Origin of the sequence: Rhodovulum sp. P5 (assembly GCF_002079305.1) — a bacterium.
GTDB lineage: Bacteria > Pseudomonadota > Alphaproteobacteria > Rhodobacterales > Rhodobacteraceae > Rhodovulum.
Genome location: NZ_CP015039.1, coordinates 510306 through 532308, shown reverse-complemented (window position 1 = coordinate 532308; position 22003 = coordinate 510306). Strand labels below are relative to the sequence as shown.

The following is a 22003-nucleotide window of genomic DNA, read 5'->3' as shown; positions in this document are numbered from 1 at the left end:
TCACACCTGCAGGACGGAGCTGACGAGGAGTTGGGTATAGGCATGTTGCGGGTCGTCCAGCACCTGATCGGTCAGGCCGGTTTCGACGACATAGCCGTCTTTCATCACCATCAGCCGGTCGGCCAGCAGCCGCACCACGGCCAGGTCATGGGTGACGACGATAGCCGACAGCCCCATGTCGCGGACGAGCCCCCGCAGCAAATCCAGCAGACGGGCCTGCACGCTGACATCAAGGCCCCCGGTCGGTTCGTCCATGAACACCAGCCGCGGCCCGGTCACAAGGTTCCGCGCGATCTGAAGCCGCTGCTGCATGCCGCCCGAAAAGGTGGTGGGGCGGTCATCGATCCGGGTTTCGCTGATTTCCACCCGGCCCAGCCAGTCGGCGGCGCGCCCGCGGATATTGCCGTAATGGCGGGCGCCCACGGCCATCAGCCGTTCGCCCACATTGCCCCCGGCGCTGACATTCATCCGCAGCCCGTCGCGCGGGTTCTGGTGGACAAACGCCCAGTCGGTGCGCGACAGCATGCGCCGTTCGGGTTCGGACATCGTCAGCGTATCCTTGGGGCCGTCGGCGCGGGTGTCGAAGACGACCTCTCCGCAATCGGGGGGCAGGTGGCCTGCCATGCAGTTCAGAAGCGTGGACTTGCCAGAGCCGGACTCGCCCACGATCCCCATCACCTCACCGGGGTAAAGGTCGAAGGACACGTCGGCACAGCCGATCTGCGCGCCATAGGTCTTGGTCAGCTTGCGGACGGAAAGAAGCGGGGTCATTCGGCGGCCTCCCCAGCCAGATCCTTGCCGCGATGGCCCGCGGCCCGGCGGCGTTCGCAAAAGTCGGTGTCGGAGCAGACGAAAAGCCGCCCGCCCTGGTCGTCCACGATGACCTCGTCAAGATAGCTGTTCTCGGCCCCGCAAAGCCCGCATGGATGCGGCGCCTTTGAGGGATCGAAGGGGTGGTCCTCGAAATCAAGGCTGACGACCTCGGTATAGGGCGGCAGGGCATAGATCCGCTGTTCCCGCCCGGCGCCGAACAACTGGATCGCGGCCATTTCAAGCTTGGGGTTGTCGAATTTCGGGATCGGGGAGGGATCCATCACATAGCGCCCTTCCACCTTTACCGGATAGGCATAGGCGCGCGCGATGTGCCCGTGCCGGGCGATATCCTCGTAGAGCTTCACATGCATCAGCCCGTATTCCTCCAGCGCGTGCATCTTGCGCGTTTCGGTTTCCCGCGGTTCGAGGAAGCGCAAGGGTTCGGGGATCGGCACCTGATAGACGAGGATCTGATCCTCGGTCAGCTCCTCCTCGGGGATGCGGTGGCGGGTCTGGATGACGGTGGCCTCCGACGTGGCGGTGGTCGTCGCGACGTCTGCGGTCTTCTCGAAGAACTTCCGGATCGAGACCGCGTTGGTCGTGTCGTCCGCGCCCTGGTCGATCACCTTGAAGACGTCATCGGGGGTGAGCGTCGCGGCGCTGACCTGTACGCCGCCGGTGCCCCAGCCATAGGGCATCGGCATCTCGCGGCTGGCAAAGGGCACCTGATAGCCGGGGATCGCCAGCCCCTTCAGGATCGCGCGGCGGATCATCCGCTTGGTCTGTTCGTCGAGATAGGCGAAGTTGTAGGCGTTCATTCCGCGGCCTCCTTCGCGACATTGGCGGCGGCCTCGCGGCGCAGCTTGCGGATCAATTCCAGTTCGGACTGGAAGTCGACATAGTGGGGCAGCTTGATATGCTCCAGAAACCCGGTCGCCTTGATGTTGTCGCAATGGGACAGGACGAATTCGGCATCCTGCGCCGGGGCGCCGATATCGTCTTCGCCCAGTTCCTCCCATCGCAGGGCCCGATCGACCAGCGCCATCGAGATCGCCTTGCGCTCTGATTGTCCGAAGACGAGGCCGTAGCCGCGGGTGAATTGCGGCGGTTCGGTCTTCGATCCCTTGAACTGGTTCACGGTTTCGCATTCGGTCACCGTGATCTCTCCGATCTCGATGGAAAAGCCGAGTTCGGGGATCTCCATCTCGACGGGCAGGGCGCCGATGCGAAGCTCACCCACAAACGCATGGGTGCGGCCAAAGCCGCGCTGGGTGGAGTAGGCAAGGCCGAGGGTGAACCCTTCGTCCGAACGGGTCAGCGCCTGAAGGCGCAGGCTGCGTTCTGCCGGCAGTTCCAGCGGTTCGCGCGTGATGTCGGGTGGGATTTCGTCCTCGGGCGGTGCCTCTTCGATCAGGCCCTCGCGGTTCAGAAAGCTGGTGACATGGGGCACGGGGCCGTCTTCGGACACGCGCTCGGGGGCTTCGGGCGTTTCGCCCTCGGCGGCCAGTTTGAAGTCCAGCAGACGGTGGGTATAGTCGAAGGTCGGCCCAAGCACCTGCCCCCCGGGCAAGTCCTTGAAGGTGGCCGAGATACGCCGGTCGCAGACCATCCCGCCGGTGTCGATGGGCTGGGAATAGCCGAACCGGGGCAGGGTGGTGCGATAGGCGCGGATCAGGAAGATCGCCTCGATCAGGTCGCCGCGGGACTGCTTGATCGCCAGCGCCGCCAGATCGGGGTCGTAAAGCGAGCCCTCGGCCATCACCCGGTTGACCGCCAGCGACAGTTGTTCCCGGATCTGGGCGATGCTGAGTTCGCCCACCGCGGTATCGCCGCGGCGTTCTTCGGCCAGCCAGCTATGGGCGTTGTCGATGGCCCGTTCGCCCCCCTTTACCGCGACATACATGCGCCGATCCTCGTGCTGCGCGGCAGGGCCGCGATGCGGTCGCCACAGGTGAAGAAGAAATCGAGCCCGAGCGGGAAGCGTGCCGCATTCCGGCTGAGCGCTTCGGGATCGGGCAGTGACAGGGCCGCCGTGGTCTGGATGCCGGGGCCGGTCAGGGTGGTGCCCTCTGCCTCCAGGTCGGACATCTCGACGATCAGGGTGGCAGAGCGGTCGGGATATTCCGGCGTGCCCAGCGGATAGGGCGACAGCGGCATCAGTGCGTCCCACGCGCCCACCGCGAAGCTGCAGTTCTCAGGCCCGACAAGCGGCGCCCCGGTGTGGAAGCGCAGCCAGTCGCGCACCAGTTCGCAATCGGCATCCCCGGCCAGATAGATCGGCGTTTCGGGATCGCAAAGCGTCAACAGTGCCGTCCCCGCCGCGGGGGACAGGGGCGCAGGCGCCGTGACCGGCGCCAGTTGTTCGATCTGCCCGGGTCGGGCCATGACCTTCATAAGGGCGCGGAACGCGTAGGACGCGTCGCGGGCCGGGTCGGCGAAACCGCCGCTCAGGGCTGCTGCTGCCATCAGTTCTCTCCCCTGACCATGGTGAAGAATTCCACCTTCGTCGCAGCGGCCTTGCGCGCGCGGGTGGCGCGGCGATCCGTTTCTTCCCGCCGGAGCGGCAGGATCACGGCGCGTTCGACATCGGCTGCGCGGTCCGTCTGCAAAAGGGCATCGGCCAGTGCGGCGGCCTCGGCCGCGCTCTTGCTGCGGCCCTGCACATAGCCGTGGCCGACGACGCCGTCGGGCAGCCGCAGCGACCCGCGCGTCACCGTCATCTCGCCCAGGTTGAAGGCCGCGCCGGTGCCGCCGGCCCGGCCGCGGATCATCACGCTGCCGGTTTCGGGGCGGCGCAGCCATTCGAATTCGGCGGAAAGGCCCGCGTCGCCCATAAGATCGGCAATCCGACCCTCTGGCGCCCGCGCAAGGAGGCCCATCCACTCTTTCCTTGCAGTGTCCATCTAGACAAGCCTTCGCAATACTATACAACTAGACATATTATGCCCCAGCCAGTGACCGGGCGCCATCGGCAATGCGTGAAATTTTGGTGACAGGATGGACGAGGCCCCGCTGAAGAAGACGCCCCTGTGGCTGGCCATCGCCGACAGCCTTCGGGCTGCAATTGCCGAGGGTCAGTATGGCGAAGGGGACAAGCTGCCCACCGAGGCGGAGCTTTCACGCCGCTTTGGCGTGAACCGCCACACGGTGCGCCATGCGCTGTCCCGCCTTGTCGAGGATGGTCTGGTGCATACCCGTCGCGGGGCAGGGGCCTTCGTTCTGGCGCGGCCACTGGACTATCCCATCGGCGACCGGGTGCGGTTTCACCAGAACCTGCTGGCCGCGGGGCGCCTGCCCGAGAAGAAGATGCTACAGGTGGAAACCCGCGCGGCCACGGCGCAGGATGCCCGACGCCTCGACCTGCCCGAAGGGGCCACGATCTGCTGCACCCATTCGCTCTCGTTCGCCGATGGCGTTCCGGTGGCCGTGGCCGAGAGCCGCTTCCCCGAGCATCGTCTGCCCGGGCTTGCCGATATCCTGAAGCGGCAGCCCAGCATCACCGAGGCGCTGGCCGCGGTCGGCGTGTCGGACTACACGCGGACCTCGACCCGGTTGTCGGCCCAGATCGCCACGGCGACGCAGGCCGCGCAACTGCGCCTGCGGGAAGGGGCGCCGGTGCTGTTCGTGTCCTCGATCAGCGTGGATGACACCGGGCGCCCGGTCGAATTCGGCCAGACATGGTTTGCCGGCGACCGGATCTCGCTGACCCTGAAGCATACGGGCGAATAGCCCGCCGCGCATGGCGGCGGGCTGGCTGTGTCAGCTATGGATGGGGCCGTCGCCGCAGGCGAGTGCCGCCTCGCGCACGGCTTCGGAATAGGTCGGGTGGGCGTGGCAGGTGCGTGCCAAGTCCTCTGCCGCCGCGCCAAATTCCATCGCGACGCAGATCTCGTGGATCAACTCGCCCGCCGCCGGCCCGATGATATGGGCGCCGAGGATGCGGTCGGTCTCTGCATCGGCGAGGATCTTGACGAAGCCGTCGGCGGCGAAATTGGCCTTGGCCCGGCCGTTGCCCATGAAGGAGAACTTGCCGACCTTGTAGGCGCGGCCCGCCTCCTTCAGGCTGTCCTCGGACTTGCCCACGGCGGCGACCTCGGGGTGGGTATAGATCACGCCCGGGATCACGTCGTAATTCACATGGCCCGCCTGACCGGCCAGCATCTCGGCAATGGCCATGCCCTCATCCTCGGCCTTGTGGGCGAGCATCGGGCCCTCGATCACGTCGCCGATGGCGTAAAGCCCCTCGACATTCGTCTTGTAGTGGGCATCGACGGCGATTTGGCCGCGTTTGGTCATCTCGACCCCCAACCCGTCAAGGCCAAGCCCCGAGGTGTGGGGTTTGCGTCCCGTTGCGACGAGCACGACATCGGCGTCCACCTGATGCTCACTGTCGTCCTTGCGCAGGGTGTAGGTGGTCTTGACCTTGGTCTTCAGCGTCTCGGTGCCCTGCACGGCGGCGCCGGTGATGATCTCCAGCCCCTGCTTTTTCAGAAGCGAGCGGAAGCTGCGCGCGACTTCGGTGTCGATGCCTGGGGTGATCTGGTCGAGATACTCCAGCACCGTCACCTCGGCCCCGAGGCGGGCATAGACCGACCCCAGTTCCAGCCCGATCACGCCTGCGCCGATCACGACCATCTTTTTCGGGACCTTGGGCAGGGACAGCGCACCGGTGGAGGTCACCACCATCTGTTCGTCGATCTCCACCCCCGGCAGGCTGGCGGGCTCCGACCCAGAGGCGATGATGATGTGCTTCGCGGTGTGGGTGTCGTCGCCGACCTTGACCGCGCCCTTTTCGGGGATCGAGGCCCAGCCCTTGATCCAGTCGACCTTGTTCTTCTTGAACAGGAACTCGATGCCCTTGGTGTTCTGGCCGATCACGTCGTTCTTGTAGGCCTGCATCTGGGCCCAGTCGACCGTCGGCGCCTTGCCCTTCAGCCCCATGGTTTCAAAATTGTGCTGCGCCTCGTGGAGTTGGTGGGACGCGTGGAGCAGCGCCTTGGACGGGATACAGCCAACGTTCAGACAGGTGCCGCCGAGCGTTTCGCGCCCCTCGACGCAGGCGGTTTTCAGCCCCAGTTGCGCGCAGCGGATCGCACAGACATAGCCGCCGGGGCCGGAACCGATGATGATGACGTCGTAGCTTGCCATGATGGCCTCCTTCGGGGGCGTGTCGTTCGTGTCAGATGAGGGTGGCGAGGGTCATCAGGATTGTCGCGGCGAACCCCGCGGTCCAGATGAGCGAGCGGGCGGGCACCCAGCCCTGCACGTAAGCGGGGACATAGGCGATGCGGGCGATCAGGTAGACCCAGGCGCAAAGGGCCGTGAACCACGTGGACTGGTTCGAGACGGTGACGAGCGTGACCGCGGCGGTGAAGAGGATCAGCCCCTCGAAATGGTTGTTGAGCGCGCGGAAAAGACGCCCGGTGCGGCGCGACATCTCTCGTGGCGGTTCCTCGTCCCGCGGGCTGAGCGTGAATTCGGTGCCGAGTTCCAGATTGGCCGGGATCGCCGTCAGGACGAATTGCACGGCCTGCAGCAGGATGGCGAGGGCGAGGGCGGTGAGTTCGGGGGTCATTCCATCGCGTCCCGGGCTTGCCCCGGGACCTCCTGTTCATCGGGTCGGTCGAGGCCCCGGACCAAGCCCGGGGCGGGGTCTTCGATGTCTCACAAATCCATCAGCAACCGCCGCGGATCCTCCAGCGCCTCTTTCACCCGCACAAGGAACGTCACCGCGCCCTTGCCGTCGACGATGCGGTGGTCGTAGCTGAGGGCGAGATACATCATCGGGCGGATGACGATCTGGCCGCCTTCGACCAGCGGGCGTTCCTGAATCTTGTGCATGCCAAGGATGCCCGATTGCGGGGGGTTCAGGATGGGTGAGGACATGAGCGAGCCGTAGACACCGCCGTTCGAGATGGTGAAGGTGCCGCCCTGCATTTCCGACAGGCCCAGCTTGCCGTCGCGGGCGCGCACGCCCATCTCGGCGATGCGCTTCTCGATCTCGGCGAAACCCATCCGGTCGGCGTTGCGCAGCACCGGAACGACAAGGCCCGTGGGCGTGCCGACCGCAATGCCCATATGGACGAAGTTCTTGTAGACGATGTCGGTGCCGTCGATCTCGGCGTTGACCTCGGGGATTTCACGCAGGGCGTGGCAGCAGGCCTTGGTGAAGAAGGACATGAAGCCCAGTTTCACGCCGTGCTTCTTCTCGAAGAGGTCCTTGTACTCCTTCCGCAGCGCCATGACGCCGGACATGTCGACCTCGTTATAGGTCGTCAGCATGGCGGCGGTGTTCTGCGCGTCCTTCAGGCGGCGGGCGATGGTCTGCCTTAGCCTTGTCATCTTGACCCGTTCTTCACGCTCCGCATCCTCGGCGGCGACGGGCGCGCGGGCGGCATCGGGGCCGGGGCAGGTTTCGGCGGCTGCGGGGCCGGGGGCGTGGGTTTCGGCGCGGTTGCCGCGCGCTGCACGTCTTCCTTCATGATGCGTCCGTCGCGGCCGCTGCCTTGGACGTCCTCGGGCGACAGGCCCTTTTCGGCCATCATCTTCTTGGCGGACGGCGCGTGTTCGACATCCTTGCCGCCGCCGGAGGTCGGGGCAGGGGCGGCCTCGGCCGGTTTCGGGGCGGCCCCGTCCGGTCCGGACGACATCAGCGCCAGCTTGCCGCCGGCCTCCACCGTGCTGCCTTCGGGGGCGAGGATTTCGCCCAGCGTGCCAGAGGCCGGCGCCGGCACCTCGACCGAGACCTTGTCGGTTTCCAGCTCGCACAGCATCTCGTCCCGCTCGACCTGGTCGCCCGATTGTTTGAACCAGGTGGAGACCGTGGCCTCGGTCACGCTTTCGCCGAGCGTCGGCACCATGATGTCGATCTGTTCGCCGCCCTGTTCGGCGGGCTGTTCGTCGCTGCCTTGCGCGGCCGGGGCGGCGCTGTCCTGACCGTTGACCGCGGGCTTGGCGTCGCCCTCGGCAATCGTGGCCAGCAGCGCATCGACCGAGACGGTCTCTCCCTCTCCGGCGACGATTTCGGTCAGCGTCCCCGCGGCGGGGGCCGGGACCTCGACGGTGACCTTGTCGGTTTCCAGTTCGCACAGCATCTCGTCGGCGGCAACGGCATCGCCGGTCTGCTTGAACCACGTGGCGACGGTGGCCTCGGTGACGCTTTCGCCCAGGGTCGGGACTCGGACTTCGGTGGACATGGCGAAATTACCCTTCGATTGTCAGCGCGTCATTCACGAGCGCGGATTGTTGTGCCTTGTGCTGGCTGGCCAGCCCCGTGGCGGGCGAGGCGGCGGCGGGGCGGCCGGCATAGCGGGGCCGTGCATGCCGGGCGTTGATGCGGGTCAGGACCCATTCGAGGTTCGGCTCGATAAAGGTCCAGGCGCCCTGGTTCTTGGGCTCTTCCTGACACCAGACCATTTCCGCATCGCGGAAGCGTTCCAGTTCCTTCACAAGGCTGAGCGCCGGGAAGGGGTAGAACTGTTCAAGCCGCATCAGGTAGATATCGTCGATGCCGCGGGCGTCGCGCTCCTCCAGCAGGTCGTAATAGACCTTGCCCGAACACAGGACGACGCGCTTGATCTCGGCATCGGGTTTCAGCGTCGCCTCTGACACGCCATGGGTTTCCGCGTCGTCCCACAGTACCCGGTGGAAGGACGATCCGGTCAGGAACGCCTTGGCCTCTGACACCGCGAGGCGGTGACGCAAAAGCGACTTCGGCGTCATCAGGATCAGCGGCTTGCGGAAGGTGCGGTGAAGCTGCCGCCGCAGGATGTGGAAGTAGTTGGCGGGGGTGGAGCAGTTGGCGACGATCCAGTTGTCTTCCGCCGAAAGCTGCAGGAACCGTTCAAGCCGGGCGGAGGAGTGTTCCGGCCCCTGGCCTTCGAACCCGTGGGGCAGCAGCACCACAAGCCCCGACATCCTGAGCCACTTGCGTTCGCCAGAGGAGATGAACTGGTCGAACATGATCTGGGCACCGTTGGCGAAGTCGCCGAACTGTGCCTCCCACATCACCAGCGCATTGGGCTCTGACAGCGAATAGCCGTATTCGAAGCCCAGCACTGCGTATTCCGAAAGCATCGAGTCGATGACCTCGTACCGGGCCTGCCCCTTGCGGATGTGGTTCAGCGGGTAATAACGCTCCTCGCTGTCCTGGTTGATGATCGCCGAATGGCGCTGGCTGAACGTGCCGCGGGCGCTGTCCTGACCGGCCAGGCGCACCGGGTAGCCCTCTGTCAGGAGGCTGCCGAAGGCGAGCGCCTCTGCCGTGGCCCAGTCGAAGCCCTTGCCGGTGTCGAACATCTCTTTCTTGGTCTGAAGCAGACGCCCGACGGTCCGGTGCAGGCTGAAGCTCTCGGGAACGGTGGTCAGCGCCTGTCCGACCTCCTGCATGACCTCTTCGCTGACCGCGGTGTCGCCGCGCTGATAGTCATCGCCGCCGCCGCGCTCGATATGGCTCCAGCGCCCATCCAGCCAGTCGGCCTTGTTGGGCTTGTAGTCCTTTCCGGCCTCGAACTCGGCATTCAGATGGGCCTGGAAGGCGGCCTTCATGTCCTCGATCTCGCCCTCGGGGATCAGGCCGTCATTGACCAGCCGCTCTGTGTAAAGCTGCAGGGTGGTCTTATGCTTCTTGATCTTCTGGTACATCAGGGGGTTGGTGAACATCGGTTCGTCCCCCTCGTTGTGGCCGAAGCGGCGATAGCAGAACATGTCGATCACCGCGTCCTTGCCGAACATCTGGCGGAACTCGGTCGCGACCTTGGCGGCATGCACCACGGCCTCTGGGTCGTCGCCGTTCACGTGGAAGATCGGCGCTTCGACCATCAGGGCGATATCGGTGGGATAGGGCGAGGAGCGCGAGAAATGCGGCGCGGTGGTAAAGCCGATCTGGTTGTTCACGACGATATGCAACGTGCCGCCGGTGCGGTGGCCGACCAGCCCCGACATGCCGAAACATTCCGCCACGACGCCCTGACCCGCAAAGGCCGCGTCGCCGTGCAGCAGCACCGACAGGACCGTCTTGCGTTCGCGGTCGTTCGCCTGTTCCTGTTTCGCGCGCGCCTTGCCGAGGACGACCGGGTTCACCGCCTCAAGGTGAGAGGGGTTCGCGGTCAGCGACAGGTGGACGGAGTTGCCGTCGAATTCCCGGTCGCTCGACGCGCCAAGGTGGTATTTCACGTCGCCGGAGCCGTCGACATCCTCGGGCTTGAAGCTGCCGCCCTGAAATTCGTTAAAAATAGCGCGGTAGGGCTTGCCCATCACGTTGGCCAGAACGCTCAGGCGTCCGCGGTGGGGCATGCCGACGGCGATTTCCTTGATCCCCAGCGCGCCGCCGCGCTTGATGATCTGTTCCATCGCGGGGATCAGCGCCTCGCCCCCGTCAAGACCGAAGCGTTTGGTGCCCATGTATTTGACGTGCAGGAACTTTTCGAAGCCTTCCGCCTCGACCAGCTTGTTCAGGATCGCGCGGCGGCCTTCGCGGGTGAACTTGATCTCCTTGCCATAGCCCTCGATCCGTTCCTTCAGCCAGGCCGATTGCTCGGGGTCGGAGATGTGCATGTACTGCAGCGCAAACGTGCCGCAATAGGTGCGCTTCACGATGGCGAGGATCTCGCGGATCGACGCGATCTGCAGGCCCAGCACGTTGTCGATGAAGATCGGCCGGTCGAGGTCGGTTTCGGTAAACCCGTAGGAGGCAGGGTCGAGTTCGGGGTGGGGCGTCGGGTTGCGCAGGCCCAGCGGGTCCAGATCGGCGACCAGATGGCCCCGGATACGATAGGCCCGGATCAGCATCAGCGCCCGGATCGAGTCCAGAACCGCGCGCTTGATCTCGTCATCGCTGACGGGCACGCCTTTTTCTTCCGCCTTCTTGCGGACCTTCTTTTCCACGGCCTTGGCTTCTGCCGCGGCGGGGGCGCCGGGCCACTGCCCGTCAAGGGCGGCTGTCAGTTCGTCGTTCGGCGCCGGCGGCCAGTCACGGCGCGCCCAGCTTGGCCCCTGCGCCTCGCGCTTGACCGAGACCTCGTCGTCGCCAAGCTCTGCGAAGAAGCTGCGCCATGCCTCGTCCACCGCGTTGGGATCGTTGGCATAACGGGCATAAAGCTGTTCCACATATTCCGCGTTGTGCCCCTGCAGGAATGAGGAACTGTGGAAAGAGGCGTTCGCGCTTTGGTCGGTCATGGGGTTACCTCATGCGGGTTGGGACCGTACTGGTTGGGGCCGGGCTGCGACGGTCGGGTCAGCCACCAGAGAACAAGAAGCGGAGAGATCAGAAGGACGATCATCGCGACGATCAGGATGATCCCGAAGGCTCCGGCGAAAAGCTCTGCGATATTGCCGGAAGCGGCCTGATCGAAGGCGCCCATGAAGCCCACGAAGCTGGCGATGCCCACCATCACGATCAGCGGGTAGACCAGATAGAGCCCCGATTTGCCGGTGTCGTGCATCCGGCGCCAGCCGGCGGAAAACCCCGGGATCAGCGTTGCCAGCGAGAACAGGGCGGCAAGGGGCCCGTCGGATGTGACAGTAACGCTGGTGTCGGTTTCCACCGTCGTCGTGCCGAAAAACACCGCGTCGGCCAGGCCCAGAATGAAGCTGCCCAGAAGAACGAACAGGACGAACCACCAGTATTCGGGGCGCGAAGCCCGCCCCGAAAAGGTGAAATATCGCCTGAAACAGGTCCTTACAGCATCGGCAAAGCCCATTTACCCTCCCTTTGCGACGGGCTTTTACCCTATCGCCTTCTGAACGGCCTGGCCCAGTTCGGCGGGACTGTCGGCCACCACGATCCCGGCGGATTTCATCGCCTCGATCTTGTCCTCGGCGCCGCCCTTGCCGCCGGCCACGATGGCACCGGCATGGCCCATGCGCCGGCCCGGAGGGGCGGTGCGGCCCGCGATGAAGCCCGCGATGGGTTTTGTGCGGCCCTTCTTGGCCTCGTCCTTGATGAACTGGGCGGCCTCTTCCTCGGCCGAGCCGCCGATTTCGCCGATCATGATGATGGACTGGGTTTCGTCATCGGCAAGGAACCATTCCAGCACGTCGATATGCTCGGTCCCCTTGATCGGGTCGCCGCCGATGCCCACGCAGGTCGACTGGCCCAGACCCACATCGGTGGTCTGTTTCACCGCCTCATAGGTCAGCGTGCCGGAGCGGGAGACGACTCCGACCGAGCCGCGCTTGTGTATGTGGCCGGGCATGATGCCGATCTTGCAGGCGTCAGGCGTGATGACGCCGGGGCAGTTCGGGCCGATCAGGATCGAGTCCGACCCCGCCAGCGCGCGCTTGACGGTCATCATGTCCATCACCGGGATGCCCTCGGTGATACACACGATCAGCGGGATTTCCGCATCGATGGCTTCGAGGATCGAGTCCGCAGCGAAGGGCGGGGGCACGTAGATGACGGAGGCGTTGGCCCCGGTCTTGGCCACCGCTTCGTGGCAGGAATTGAACACTGGCAGGTCCAGATGCGTCTGCCCGCCTTTGCCGGGGGTCACGCCGCCGACCATTTTCGTGCCATAGGCGATGGCCTGTTCGGAGTGGAAGGTGCCCTGAGAGCCGGTGAAGCCCTGGCAGATCACCTTGGTATTTTCGTCGACGAGTACGGCCATTGATTGGACCTCTATTTCTTTGGCGAGACGTGGATTTCTTTCGGTGAAACGAGTTCTATCAAGATCTCCGTCCCATCCTGAGCTTTGATGTCTGAGAAGAATTTTCTGACTGCGCCGCGATCCCGGAGAATCATCTTGTCGCCGGCGACATCGGTCTGGATGCATTGCCCGTTGCTGAAGACAACAGTGAGTTTTTCAGCTGCAGCGCTAGATGCGTTAGGGCCGCCGATCACTTCTGGCGGAAGCCACGGCATTCCCCGAAGATAAAAGTGGTTGTTCCGAACATTCCCACCGGACAACCGCACGACTGCGCCCTTGAGTGTCTTCATCACCCCTTCACCGCTGCCACGATCTTGACCGCCGCGTCGGACAGGTTGTCTGCCGCGATCACGTCCAGCCCGCTGTCGTTGATGATCTGCTTGCCGAGTTCGACATTCGTGCCCTCAAGCCGAACGACCAGCGGCACTTTCAGGCCGACCTCTTTCACCGCGGCGATCACGCCCTCGGCGATGACGTCACAGCGCATGATGCCGCCGAAGATGTTGACGAGGATACCCTTCACGTTCGGGTCGGAGGTGATGATCTTGAACGCCTCGGTCACCTTCTCCTTGGTTGCGCCGCCGCCGACGTCCAGGAAGTTGGCGGGTTCGGACCCATAGAGCTTGATGATGTCCATAGTCGCCATGGCAAGGCCCGCGCCGTTGACCATGCAGCCGATTTCGCCATCAAGCGCGATATAGTTCAGGTCGTATTTGGAGGCCTGCAATTCCTTGGGGTCTTCTTCCGTCTCGTCGCGCAGGGCCAGAATGTCATCGTGGCGGTAAAGCGCGTTGGAATCGAAGCCCATCTTGGCGTCGAGGCATTTCAGATCGCCGCCATCGGTCACGATCAGCGGGTTGATCTCCAGCAATTCGCAGTCTTTTTCCATGAACAGCTTGTAAAGCTGGCCCATCAGCTTGACGCATTGCTTGACCTGCTGGCCTTCCAGCCCGAGGGCAAAGGCGATGCGGCGGCCATGATAGCCCTGATAGCCAGTCACCGGGTCGACGGAGAAGGACAGGATGCGGTCGGGCGTGTTGGCGGCGACCTCTTCGATATCCATCCCGCCCTCGGTCGAGCAGACGAAGGCGACGCGACTGGTTTGACGGTCAACCAACAGGGCGAGGTAGAGTTCACGCTCGATCCCCGAGCCATCCTCGATATAGACCCGGCCGACCTGCTTGCCCGCGGGGCCGGTCTGATGGGTCACAAGGGTGCGGCCCAGCATCTTCTTGGCTTCTTCCGCGGCCTCACCCACCGATTTGGCCAGGCGAACGCCGCCCTTTTCGCCCGCCTCGGGTTCAAGGAAGTGGCCCTTGCCGCGGCCGCCTGCGTGGATTTGCGCCTTGACGACCCAAAGCGGCCCGTCGAGTTCGCCCGCGATGGTCTTGGCTTCTTCGGCGCGGGTGACGACATGGCCGTCGGACACCGGCGCGCCATAGCTGCGCAAGAGGGCCTTGGCCTGATACTCGTGGATGTTCATCAAACTGTCCCGTGTTGAGATCGTTAACCGACCTCTAAGCACGGAAAGGACCTGCGACGAAACGCCATTCTACAGAAAATTCCCGAAACCGGGGCACTTTCTGGCGTTTGTGATCACGGGTTTAAATGCTGTGATCACAAAGGGCCCCGGCGGCATGCCGGTGCAATCCAATGGGGTGGGAGCGCGTCGGGAACGGGTCTTCGCCCGGTCTGTGGGTTGATTCCCCGTCAGGCTCAACGCAAAGGGCCGGCCCTGCCGGACCGGCCCAGTGACGCATAAGAACCGGCGATCAGCCGAGGCTTTCGTCGATGCCCTTGCAGGCTTCGACAAGGCCCTTAACCGCACCGACCGATTTGTCGAACATCTCCTGCTCGGCCTTGTCGAGCTTGATGTCCACGACCTTTTCGATCCCGCCGGCGCCGATGATGGTGGGCACGCCAACGTAAAGCCCCTTCAGCCCGAAGGCGCCATCGACCCATGCCGCGCAAGGCAGCAGGCGGCGCTGGTCTTTCAGATAGGCCTCGGCCATTTCGATGGCAGAGGTGGCCGGGGCGTAATAGGCGGACCCGGTCTTCAGCAGGCCGACGATCTCGGCCCCGCCATCGCGGGTGCGCTGAACGATGGCGTCCAGTTTTTCCTGCGTGGTCCAACCCATCGTCACCAGGTCGGGCAGCGGGATGCCGGCAACCGTCGAGTAGCGCGCCAGCGGCACCATCGTGTCACCGTGGCCACCCAGCACGAAGGCGGTGACGTCTTTCATCGAGACGTTGAACTCAAGGCTCAGGAAGTGGCGGAAGCGCGCGCTGTCCAGCACGCCGGCCATGCCCACGACCTTTTCGGGCGGCAGGCCCGAATACTGCTGCAGCGCCCAGACCATCGCATCGAGCGGGTTGGTGATGCAGATCACGAAGGCGTTCGGCGCATTGTCCCGGATGCCTTCGCCCACGGATTTCATGACCTTGAGGTTGATGCCCAGAAGATCGTCCCGGCTCATCCCCGGCTTGCGCGGGACGCCTGCGGTGACGATGCAGACATCTGCATCGGCGATATCGGCATAGTCGGTCGTGCCCTTCAGGTTCGCGTCAAACCCTTCGGAGGGACCGGATTCGGCGATATCCAGTGCCTTGCCATGCGGCACACCATCGGCGATGTCGAAAAGAACGACGTCGCCCAGTTCCTTGATCGCGGCGAGATGGGCGAGCGTACCGCCGATCTGTCCCGCACCGATGAGGGCGATCTTGGGTCTGGCCATGTTGAACTGTCCCTTGGTCTGTTTGTTTCCGAAAGGATGGGTAGTCCTTTGCAGCGCGGCGCGCAAGGCCGCCGCAGTGCAGCGTGCCGATCGGTTTGCTTTCCATACCGGCCCGCAATCGGTAACCCTGTTGTCGGAACAGGCTGTTACAGGGCGGACATGACGGCGATTTCCTTCGATCCGTTATTCTTTGCAGTGGCCGTTCCCGCGATGATTTTCGCGGGGGTGTCCAAGGCGGGGTTCGGGTCGGGCCCGGCCTTCGCGGCGATGACGATTCTGGCGCTTGTGCTGGACCCGGCCGTGGCGCTTGGCCTGACCCTGCCGCTCTTGATGCTGGTGGATGCGGTGACCTTGCGCCCCTACTGGCGCCGCTGGGACTGGCCCGCCGCGCGCGATCTGATCGTCGGGGCGTTGCCCGGTGTGGCGCTTGGCGCGGCGCTTTACCGGATTGCCGATGCAGATGTGTTTCGCATCCTGATCGGGGTTGTGGCACTTGGCTTCGTGGGGTTCCGGCTTGCCGTGCACTGGCAGGCGATCCCGGCACGGGCGCGCCCCTTCGGATCGCGGGTCGGACTTCTGGCGGGGGCGGTTGCGGGCTTCACCAGTTTCGTCAGCCATGCGGGCGGGCCACCCGTCGCCGTCTATCTTCTGGCGGGAGGGTTGGGAAAGACCACCTATCAGGCCACCACGGTTCTGGTGTTCTGGGCCATCAATATCTTCAAATTCGTGCCCTACGCCTTTCTCGGCATCTTCACTGCGGACACGATGTTGGGCAGCGCAGTCTTGGCGCCCGCAGCCCTGTTTGGTGCGTGGCTGGGGGTGCGGGCGCATCACGTCGTGCCGGAACGGCTGTTCTTCTCTCTTGCCTATGCCGCGCTGGCCCTTTCGGGCGCCAAGCTGTTGTGGGACGGGCTGACCTAAAGCCGGTTACCGGAGCCGAGCGTTTCCTCCAACGCCTCGAACGCGTCGCCCGAGGCGATCAGGCAGGTCAGGCCGGAGGGCAGGGTGCCGGTGATCGTCCACGTCCCGGTTCGGGTGTTGGCGTATACCTCGACCAGCGTCTTGTTGGAGGCCAGTCCCAGCGCCTGACGCGCCTCGCCATAGCGGTCGGCGAGTTGTTCGACCACATCGTCGCGGGGACCGCACTGATTGGTCGTTTGGGCAAATGTCAGGGTCGGCAAAAGCAGGAACGGCGCAAACGGGGCTAGGATGCGGTTCATCGGATGGGTCCCTCGGGTTTGGATCGCGTTCAATCCTGCGGGAGATCTCCCAACGCCGTCTTTCGCGGGCGTGCGTTGCTTTCTGCGTTGCGGCATAAAAGGGGTTGCGCAATATGTCCCCGCTGTGATCGTTTGCGCAACAAAATGACCCGAAGGAAGAATCAATGGATCCGCGTGCCCGCCCGTTCCGTTCCGTTCTCTACATTCCCGGCTCCAAGGAGCGGGCGTTGGAGAAGGCGAAGACCCTGCCTGTCGATGCGATCATCTTCGATCTGGAAGACGCCGTCGCGGTGGAGGAAAAGCCCGCGGCGCGTGATTTGCTGGCCGAGACGCTGAAGGCCGGGGGCTATGGGGCCCGGTTCAAGATCGTGCGCGTGAACGGGTTCGATACCGAATGGGGCCGGGATGACGTCGCCGCGCTCCGGAGTGTCGGTGCCGATGCGATCCTTCTGCCCAAGGTCGAGACCACCGCGCAACTGGATGCGTTGGGCGAAGCTGCGCCCGGTGTGCCGCTTTGGGCGATGATGGAAACGCCGCGCGGGATCCTGAATGCCTATGCGCTGGCCGCGCATCCGCGGCTGGAAGGCTTCGTCATGGGCACGAATGACCTGGCGAAAGAATTGGGCTGCCGGTTCCGGCCCGATCGCCTGCCGCTGATGACCAGCCTGAGCCAGTGCCTGTTGGCCGCCCGGGCCGAAGGGATCGTGGCAGTCGACGGTGTCTACAACGCCTTCAAGGACGAGGACGGTCTGAAGGCCGAATGCGAGCAGGGCCGCGATCTTGGCTTTGACGGCAAGACGCTGATCCATCCGGCACAGGTGGCGATCGCCAACGCGGCCTTTGCCCCGACCGAGGCCGAGATCGACCTTGCCCGCCGCCAGATCGCCGCCTTCGAAGAGGCCGAAAAGGCCGGGCAGGGCGTCGCCGTGGTGGATGGCCGCATCGTCGAGAATCTGCATATCGTGACCGCGAGGGAAACGCTGGCCAAAGCGGCGGCGATTGCAGAACTGGAGGGTGAATGATGTTCTATCTTCTTCTTGGCGTGCTCCTGTGGAGCTTTGCGCATCTGTTCAAACGGGTCTTTCCCGATCTTCGGAAGATGCTGGACGACACGCTTGGCAACTGGTCGAAGATCGTCTTCGCCGTGCCGCTGGTCGCGTCCGTGGTGCTGATGGTGATGGGCTATCGCGGCAACACCGCGCCGATATTGTACCAAAGCCCGGACTGGATGGTGCATATCAACAACACCCTGATGCTGCTGGCGGTGACGTTTTTCGGGGTCGGGAATTCCAAAAGCCATGCGCGGCAGTGGTTTCGCCATCCGCAGCTTTACGGTTTCATTTCGTGGGCAGTGGCGCATTTGCTGGTGAATGGCGATCTGGCTTCTATCCTGCTGTTCGGCGGCCTGCTGATCTGGGCCATTGCCGAAATCGTGCTGATCAATCGGCAGGAGACGGGGGTCACCCGCTATAGCGGTGGCTCTCTCAAAGGCGACCTGCGCCTTCTGGGGATTTCCATCGTCGTCTATCTGGTGATCATCGGCCTGCATATCTGGGCAGGCGTCTGGCCGCTGCCGGTGACGGGCACCTGATGCGCGCCTATCGACTGTTGACCGAAGAGGACACGGCCGCCTTTTGCCACAAGGTGACCGAGGCCCTGGCAAAGGGGTGGGAGCTTCACGGCTCCCCCGCCTATGCCCATGATCCGGCGACCGGGACCATGCGCTGCGCCCAGGCCGTGATCAAAGATGTAGAGGGGGCGTATTCCCCCGACCTCAAACTTGGAGATCTGTGAGCATGGCCAAGACCAATCCCGGCCGGTTCTTCGAAGACTATTCCGTGGGGCAGGTGATACGACATGCCGTCCCGCGCACGGTGTCGGGCGGAGAACGGGCGCTCTACCACGCGCTTTATCCGGCGCGGCATGCGCTTTACTCGTCTGACGCGTTTGCCCAACAATGCGGGCTGCCGAATGCGCCGCTCGACGACCTGATCGCGTTCCACACGGTATTCGGCAAGACGGTGCCCGATATCTCCCTGAACGCGGTTGCCAATCTCGGCTATGCAGAGGGGCGCTGGCATCGCCCGGTCTGGCCCGGTGACACACTGCGGTCAGAATCCGAGGTCATCGGGCTGAAGCAGAACTCCAACGGAAAATCGGGGGTGGTCTGGGTTCGGACCCGGGGGCTGAACCAGCGGGACGAGGTTGTCCTCGACTATGTGCGCTGGGTGATGGTGCGCAAGCGCAACCTTGATGCCCCCGCGCCCGAAACGGTGATCCCAGAACTGTCGGCATCGGTCGCTGCCGGGGATCTGGTGGTGCCCGACGTGCTGAACTTCACCGGCTACGATTTCACGCTGGCGGGAGAGCCGCATCGCCTTGGCGACTACGACACCGGCGAGGTGATCGATCATGTCGATGGCGTGACCATCGAAGAGGCCGAGCATATGCAGGCCACCCGGCTTTGGCAGAACACCGCCAAGGTCCATTTCGACGCGACCTTCCGTGAAGACGGGAAACGCCTGATCTATGGTGGCCACGTCATCAGCATGGCCCGTGCGCTCAGCTTCAACGGTCTGGCGAACGCGCAGATGATCGTGGGGCTGAACGCCGGCGCCCATGCCAACCCGTGTTTTTCCGGCGACACGGTCAAGGCCTGGTCAGAGGTTCTGGACAAGGTCGAAACAGGCGCCCCCGGCGTTGGCGCGATCCGTCTGCGCCTTGTCGCGATAAAGGCCGGCGGAGAAGTCGGAGTGCTGAAGGGCGACGACGGCAAGTACCTGCCGCATGTGCTGCTCGACCTCGATTATTGGGCGCTGATGCCCGTCTGAGTCGGCCAAAGCTGTGATCACGTGCCGCCGGCGCGTGATCACAAATCGCATTTTTTTGCGCGTGCAGCACGAAAATCGCCTCTGAATCGGGCCCGAAGCCGTGACACGGCCCGAAAACTTGTTATCACATCCGCAAATTTCGCGCCCGAAGACATGAGGGACATCATGGCCGATATCGACCGGGGCAACCGCCCGCTTTCCCCCCATCTGCAAGTCTACCGCCCGCAACTCACCTCGGCGACGTCCATCTTCACCCGGATCACGGGCAATGCGTTGATCGTCGCGACGGTGCTGATCGTATGGTGGTTCATCGCGGCGGCCACGGGGCCCGAGGCCTTTGCACGGGCCGATTGGGTGCTGACTTCGTGGGTCGGGGACGTGATCCTGTTCGCCTCGCTCTGGGCGCTTTGGTATCACATGCTGGCGGGCATCCGGCACGTCATCTGGGATGCCGGATATGGTCTTGAGTTGAAAACGGCCGAACGTCTGGGGCTCGTCGTGATCGTCGGGTCCGGCATTCTGACCGTGCTGACGGCACTTATCGTCTGAAAGGGATGGACATGCGCTATCTGACCGACCGCAAACGGGCCCTCGGGCTTGGCGCCGCCAAGACGGGAACCGCGCATCACTGGTACATGATCGTCAGCGCCGTGGCGCTGGTTTTTCTGGTGCCGGCCTTCGTGTTCATCTTCGGCTCGGCCCTCGGCTCATCCCACGCGGATGTCGTGGCGACGTTTTCCAGCCCGTTCGCTGCCATTGTCGCCATCCTGACCATCGTGGTGGGCATGCAGCATTTCAGCCGTGGCGCCCAGATGATGATCGAAGACTATGCGCAGGGCCTGACGCGCAAGGTACTGGTCATCGTGGCAACATGCATCAGCTATGCGGCCCTTGCCGCAGGCGTATACGCGGTCATCCGCATCGCGATCTGACAGACGGAGAGCAGGTTTCATGGCCGCTTACGATTTTGAGACGCACGACTATGACGTGGTTGTTGTAGGGGCTGGCGGTGCCGGTCTGCGCGCGACCCTCGGCATGGCAGAGCAGGGCCTGCGAACGGCCTGCATCACGAAGGTGTTCCCGACCCGCTCCCACACCGTGGCAGCGCAGGGCGGCATTGCCGCGAGCTTGGGCAATATGGGCCCCGACAGCTGGCAGTGGCACATGTATGACACCGTCAAGGGCTCCGACTGGCTGGGCGATACCGACGCGATGGAATACCTCGCCCGGGAGGCGCCGAAGGCGGTCTATGAGTTGGAACATTACGGCGTTCCGTTCTCGCGCACCGAAGAGGGCAAGATCTATCAGCGCCCCTTCGGTGGCCACACCACCGAATTCGGCGAAGGCCCGCCCGTGCAGCGCACCTGTGCCGCCGCGGACCGGACCGGCCACGCGATCCTGCACACGCTTTATGGCCAAAGCCTGAAGCAGAAGGCAGAGTTCTTCATCGAATACTTCGCCATCGATCTGCTGATGACCGAGGATGGCGAATGCCAGGGGGTCGTGGCCTGGAAACTGGATGACGGTACGATCCACGTCTTCGCCGCCAAGATGGTCGTGCTGGCGACTGGTGGCTATGGGCGCGCCTATTTCTCGGCCACGTCGGCCCATACCTGCACCGGCGACGGTGGCGGCATGGTGGCCCGTGCAGGCCTGCCGCTGCAAGACATGGAGTTCGTGCAGTTCCACCCGACCGGTATCTATGGCGCGGGCTGCCTGATCACCGAGGGCGCGCGCGGCGAGGGCGGGTACCTGACGAACTCCGAAGGCGAGCGGTTCATGGAACGCTATGCGCCGACCTACAAGGACCTCGCCTCGCGCGACGTGGTCAGCCGCTGCATGACCATGGAAATCCGCGAAGGCCGCGGCGTGGGGGCGCACAAAGACCACATCCACCTCAACCTCAGCCATCTGCCGCCGGAAACGCTGGCCGAACGCCTGCCCGGTATCTCGGAATCGGCGCGGATCTTCGCTGGCGTCGACGTCACCAAGGAACCGATCCCGGTGCTGCCGACCGTCCACTACAACATGGGTGGCATCCCCACGAACTATTGGGGCGAGGTGCTGAACCCGACGATCGGGAACCCCGACAACGTGGCCCCGGGCCTGATGGCCGTGGGCGAGGCGGGCTGTGCCAGCGTGCACGGCGCCAACCGGCTTGGCTCCAACTCGCTGATCGACCTTGTGGTCTTCGGGCGCGCAGCCGCGATCCGGGCAAAGGATGTAGTCGATCCGGCGACCGCTGTGCCGACGCCGCCCAAGGCCGCCATCGACAAGGCACTGGGTCGGTTCGACGGGTTGCGCCATGCGAAAGGCACGGTTTCGACCGCCGAGTTGCGTCTTGAGATGCAGAGAACGATGCAGGCCGATGCGGCCGTCTTCCGCACGGACAAGACCTTGTCCGAGGGCGTGGAAAAGATGAAGGCCGTTGCCGGCAAGATGGACGACATCAAGGTCACCGACCGGTCGATGATCTGGAACTCCGACCTGATGGAGACGCTGGAACTGACCAACCTGATGCCCAATGCGCTGTGCACTGTGGTCTCGGCCGAAGCGCGGAAGGAAAGCCGCGGCGCCCATGCGCACGAGGACTATCCCGATCGCGACGACGCCAACTGGCGCAAGCACACGCTGTCCTGGGTCGAGGGGGCCAAGGTCAAGCTGGACTACCGCCCGGTGCATCTCGACCCGCTGACCACGCACGAGGCCGGCGGCATCGAGCTGAAGAAGATCGCGCCCAAGGCGCGGGTGTATTGAGG

24 protein-coding genes and 1 pseudogene are annotated in these 22003 nt (G+C 64.2%); 9 read left to right on the top strand and 16 right to left on the bottom strand.

The window, feature by feature from the left end; translation table 11 throughout:
* From phnK to phnG, 5 genes are read right to left on the bottom strand one after another with little or no spacing between them, the layout of a single operon-like run.
* Complete coding sequence (phnK, locus tag RGUI_RS02585; protein ID WP_081531621.1) at positions 1 to 771, bottom strand: phosphonate C-P lyase system protein PhnK; 771 nt, start codon at positions 769 to 771, stop codon at positions 1 to 3.
* The gene (locus RGUI_RS02580; RefSeq protein WP_081531620.1) at positions 768 to 1631 is read right to left on the bottom strand and encodes an alpha-D-ribose 1-methylphosphonate 5-phosphate C-P-lyase PhnJ; all 864 of its coding nucleotides are present in this window, start codon (positions 1629 to 1631) and stop codon (positions 768 to 770) included. Before RGUI_RS02580 ends, phnK begins: the two co-directional genes overlap by 4 nt.
* Positions 1628 to 2716, bottom strand: a complete 1089-nt coding sequence (locus tag RGUI_RS02575) for a carbon-phosphorus lyase complex subunit PhnI (RefSeq protein ID WP_081531619.1) — start codon at positions 2714 to 2716, stop codon at positions 1628 to 1630. The genes RGUI_RS02580 and RGUI_RS02575 overlap by 4 nt, the downstream gene beginning before the upstream one ends.
* Positions 2701 to 3279, bottom strand: coding sequence for a phosphonate C-P lyase system protein PhnH (gene phnH / locus RGUI_RS02570; protein WP_081531618.1), 579 nt, complete (start codon positions 3277 to 3279; stop codon positions 2701 to 2703). Before phnH ends, RGUI_RS02575 begins: the two co-directional genes overlap by 16 nt.
* On the bottom strand, positions 3279 to 3716 hold the full coding sequence (gene phnG, locus RGUI_RS02565; RefSeq protein WP_081531617.1) for a phosphonate C-P lyase system protein PhnG: 438 nt from the start codon (positions 3714 to 3716) through the stop codon (positions 3279 to 3281). Before phnG ends, phnH begins: the two co-directional genes overlap by 1 nt.
* A 94-nt stretch (positions 3717 to 3810) precedes the next feature.
* Between phnG and phnF the strand changes: the two genes are divergently transcribed.
* On the top strand, positions 3811 to 4542 hold the full coding sequence (gene phnF, locus RGUI_RS02560; protein ID WP_081531616.1) for a phosphonate metabolism transcriptional regulator PhnF: 732 nt from the start codon (positions 3811 to 3813) through the stop codon (positions 4540 to 4542).
* A gap of 30 nt (positions 4543 to 4572) precedes the next feature.
* Here the strand turns inward: phnF and lpdA are convergent, their stop codons facing one another.
* From lpdA to mdh, 10 genes and pseudogenes are all read right to left on the bottom strand, one after another.
* Positions 4573 to 5961, bottom strand: coding sequence for a dihydrolipoyl dehydrogenase (gene lpdA / locus RGUI_RS02555; protein WP_081531615.1), 1389 nt, complete (start codon positions 5959 to 5961; stop codon positions 4573 to 4575).
* Between the two features lie 31 nt (positions 5962 to 5992).
* Entirely contained in the window at positions 5993 to 6388 is a 396-nt protein-coding gene (locus RGUI_RS02550) for an MAPEG family protein (RefSeq protein WP_081531614.1), read from the bottom strand.
* Positions 6389 to 6477: 89 nt separating this feature from the next.
* Positions 6478 to 7209, bottom strand: a pseudogene (gene odhB / locus RGUI_RS22470) (2-oxoglutarate dehydrogenase complex dihydrolipoyllysine-residue succinyltransferase); the annotation flags it as partial.
* A complete protein-coding gene (locus tag RGUI_RS22465; protein ID WP_371587139.1) occupies positions 7152 to 8009 on the bottom strand; it encodes a biotin/lipoyl-containing protein in 858 nt (285 codons plus the stop codon). The pseudogene odhB and the gene RGUI_RS22465, both read right to left, overlap by 58 nt.
* 7 nt (positions 8010 to 8016) lie before the next feature.
* Positions 8017 to 10989 carry a 2-oxoglutarate dehydrogenase E1 component gene (locus RGUI_RS02540; RefSeq protein ID WP_081531613.1) on the bottom strand — a complete coding sequence of 991 codons (2973 nt, stop codon included), beginning with the start codon at positions 10987 to 10989 and terminating at the stop codon, positions 8017 to 8019.
* Complete coding sequence (locus RGUI_RS02535) at positions 10986 to 11513, bottom strand: DUF805 domain-containing protein (RefSeq protein WP_081531612.1); 528 nt, start codon at positions 11511 to 11513, stop codon at positions 10986 to 10988. The genes RGUI_RS02540 and RGUI_RS02535 overlap by 4 nt, the downstream gene beginning before the upstream one ends.
* 24 nt (positions 11514 to 11537) lie before the next feature.
* Positions 11538 to 12419 (bottom strand): succinate--CoA ligase subunit alpha, encoded by an 882-nt coding sequence (gene sucD / locus RGUI_RS02530; RefSeq protein WP_081531611.1) that lies wholly within the window; start codon positions 12417 to 12419, stop codon positions 11538 to 11540.
* 11 nt (positions 12420 to 12430) lie between these two features.
* Positions 12431 to 12748: a hypothetical protein gene (locus RGUI_RS02525; RefSeq protein WP_081531610.1), complete on the bottom strand. Its 318-nt coding sequence runs from the start codon at positions 12746 to 12748 to the stop codon at positions 12431 to 12433.
* The gene (gene sucC / locus RGUI_RS02520) at positions 12748 to 13941 is read right to left on the bottom strand and encodes an ADP-forming succinate--CoA ligase subunit beta (RefSeq protein ID WP_081531609.1); all 1194 of its coding nucleotides are present in this window, start codon (positions 13939 to 13941) and stop codon (positions 12748 to 12750) included. Before sucC ends, RGUI_RS02525 begins: the two co-directional genes overlap by 1 nt.
* Before the next feature lie 289 nt (positions 13942 to 14230).
* Positions 14231 to 15193, bottom strand: coding sequence for a malate dehydrogenase (gene mdh, locus RGUI_RS02515; RefSeq protein ID WP_081531608.1), 963 nt, complete (start codon positions 15191 to 15193; stop codon positions 14231 to 14233).
* A gap of 159 nt (positions 15194 to 15352) precedes the next feature.
* Here mdh and RGUI_RS02510 point away from each other — a divergent pair, with 159 nt between their 5' ends.
* On the top strand, positions 15353 to 16114 hold the full coding sequence (locus RGUI_RS02510; protein ID WP_081531607.1) for a sulfite exporter TauE/SafE family protein: 762 nt from the start codon (positions 15353 to 15355) through the stop codon (positions 16112 to 16114).
* Here the strand turns inward: RGUI_RS02510 and RGUI_RS02505 are convergent.
* Complete coding sequence (locus RGUI_RS02505; protein ID WP_081531606.1) at positions 16111 to 16413, bottom strand: hypothetical protein; 303 nt, start codon at positions 16411 to 16413, stop codon at positions 16111 to 16113. The two genes, RGUI_RS02510 and RGUI_RS02505, sit on opposite strands and share 4 nt — an antisense overlap.
* A 164-nt stretch (positions 16414 to 16577) precedes the next feature.
* Here RGUI_RS02505 and RGUI_RS02500 point away from each other — a divergent pair, with 164 nt between their 5' ends.
* The 7 genes from RGUI_RS02500 (at position 16578) to sdhA (ending at position 22001) form a co-directional block, all read left to right on the top strand.
* Positions 16578 to 17435, top strand: coding sequence for a CoA ester lyase (locus tag RGUI_RS02500; protein ID WP_081531605.1), 858 nt, complete (start codon positions 16578 to 16580; stop codon positions 17433 to 17435).
* The gene (locus RGUI_RS02495; protein WP_081531604.1) at positions 17435 to 18004 is read left to right on the top strand and encodes an NnrU family protein; all 570 of its coding nucleotides are present in this window, start codon (positions 17435 to 17437) and stop codon (positions 18002 to 18004) included. Before RGUI_RS02500 ends, RGUI_RS02495 begins: the two co-directional genes overlap by 1 nt.
* A complete protein-coding gene (locus RGUI_RS02490; RefSeq protein ID WP_081531603.1) occupies positions 18004 to 18207 on the top strand; it encodes a DUF1737 domain-containing protein in 204 nt (67 codons plus the stop codon). Before RGUI_RS02495 ends, RGUI_RS02490 begins: the two co-directional genes overlap by 1 nt.
* A gap of 2 nt (positions 18208 to 18209) precedes the next feature.
* A complete protein-coding gene (locus tag RGUI_RS02485; protein WP_081531602.1) occupies positions 18210 to 19244 on the top strand; it encodes a MaoC family dehydratase in 1035 nt (344 codons plus the stop codon).
* 165 nt (positions 19245 to 19409) lie between these two features.
* On the top strand, positions 19410 to 19793 hold the full coding sequence (sdhC, locus tag RGUI_RS02480) for a succinate dehydrogenase, cytochrome b556 subunit (RefSeq protein ID WP_081531601.1): 384 nt from the start codon (positions 19410 to 19412) through the stop codon (positions 19791 to 19793).
* Between the two features lie 11 nt (positions 19794 to 19804).
* On the top strand, positions 19805 to 20176 hold the full coding sequence (locus RGUI_RS02475; RefSeq protein WP_081535936.1) for a succinate dehydrogenase, hydrophobic membrane anchor protein: 372 nt from the start codon (positions 19805 to 19807) through the stop codon (positions 20174 to 20176).
* 19 nt (positions 20177 to 20195) lie between these two features.
* Entirely contained in the window at positions 20196 to 22001 is a 1806-nt protein-coding gene (gene sdhA, locus RGUI_RS02470; protein ID WP_081531600.1) for a succinate dehydrogenase flavoprotein subunit, read from the top strand.
* Positions 22002 to 22003: the final 2 nt, after the last annotated feature.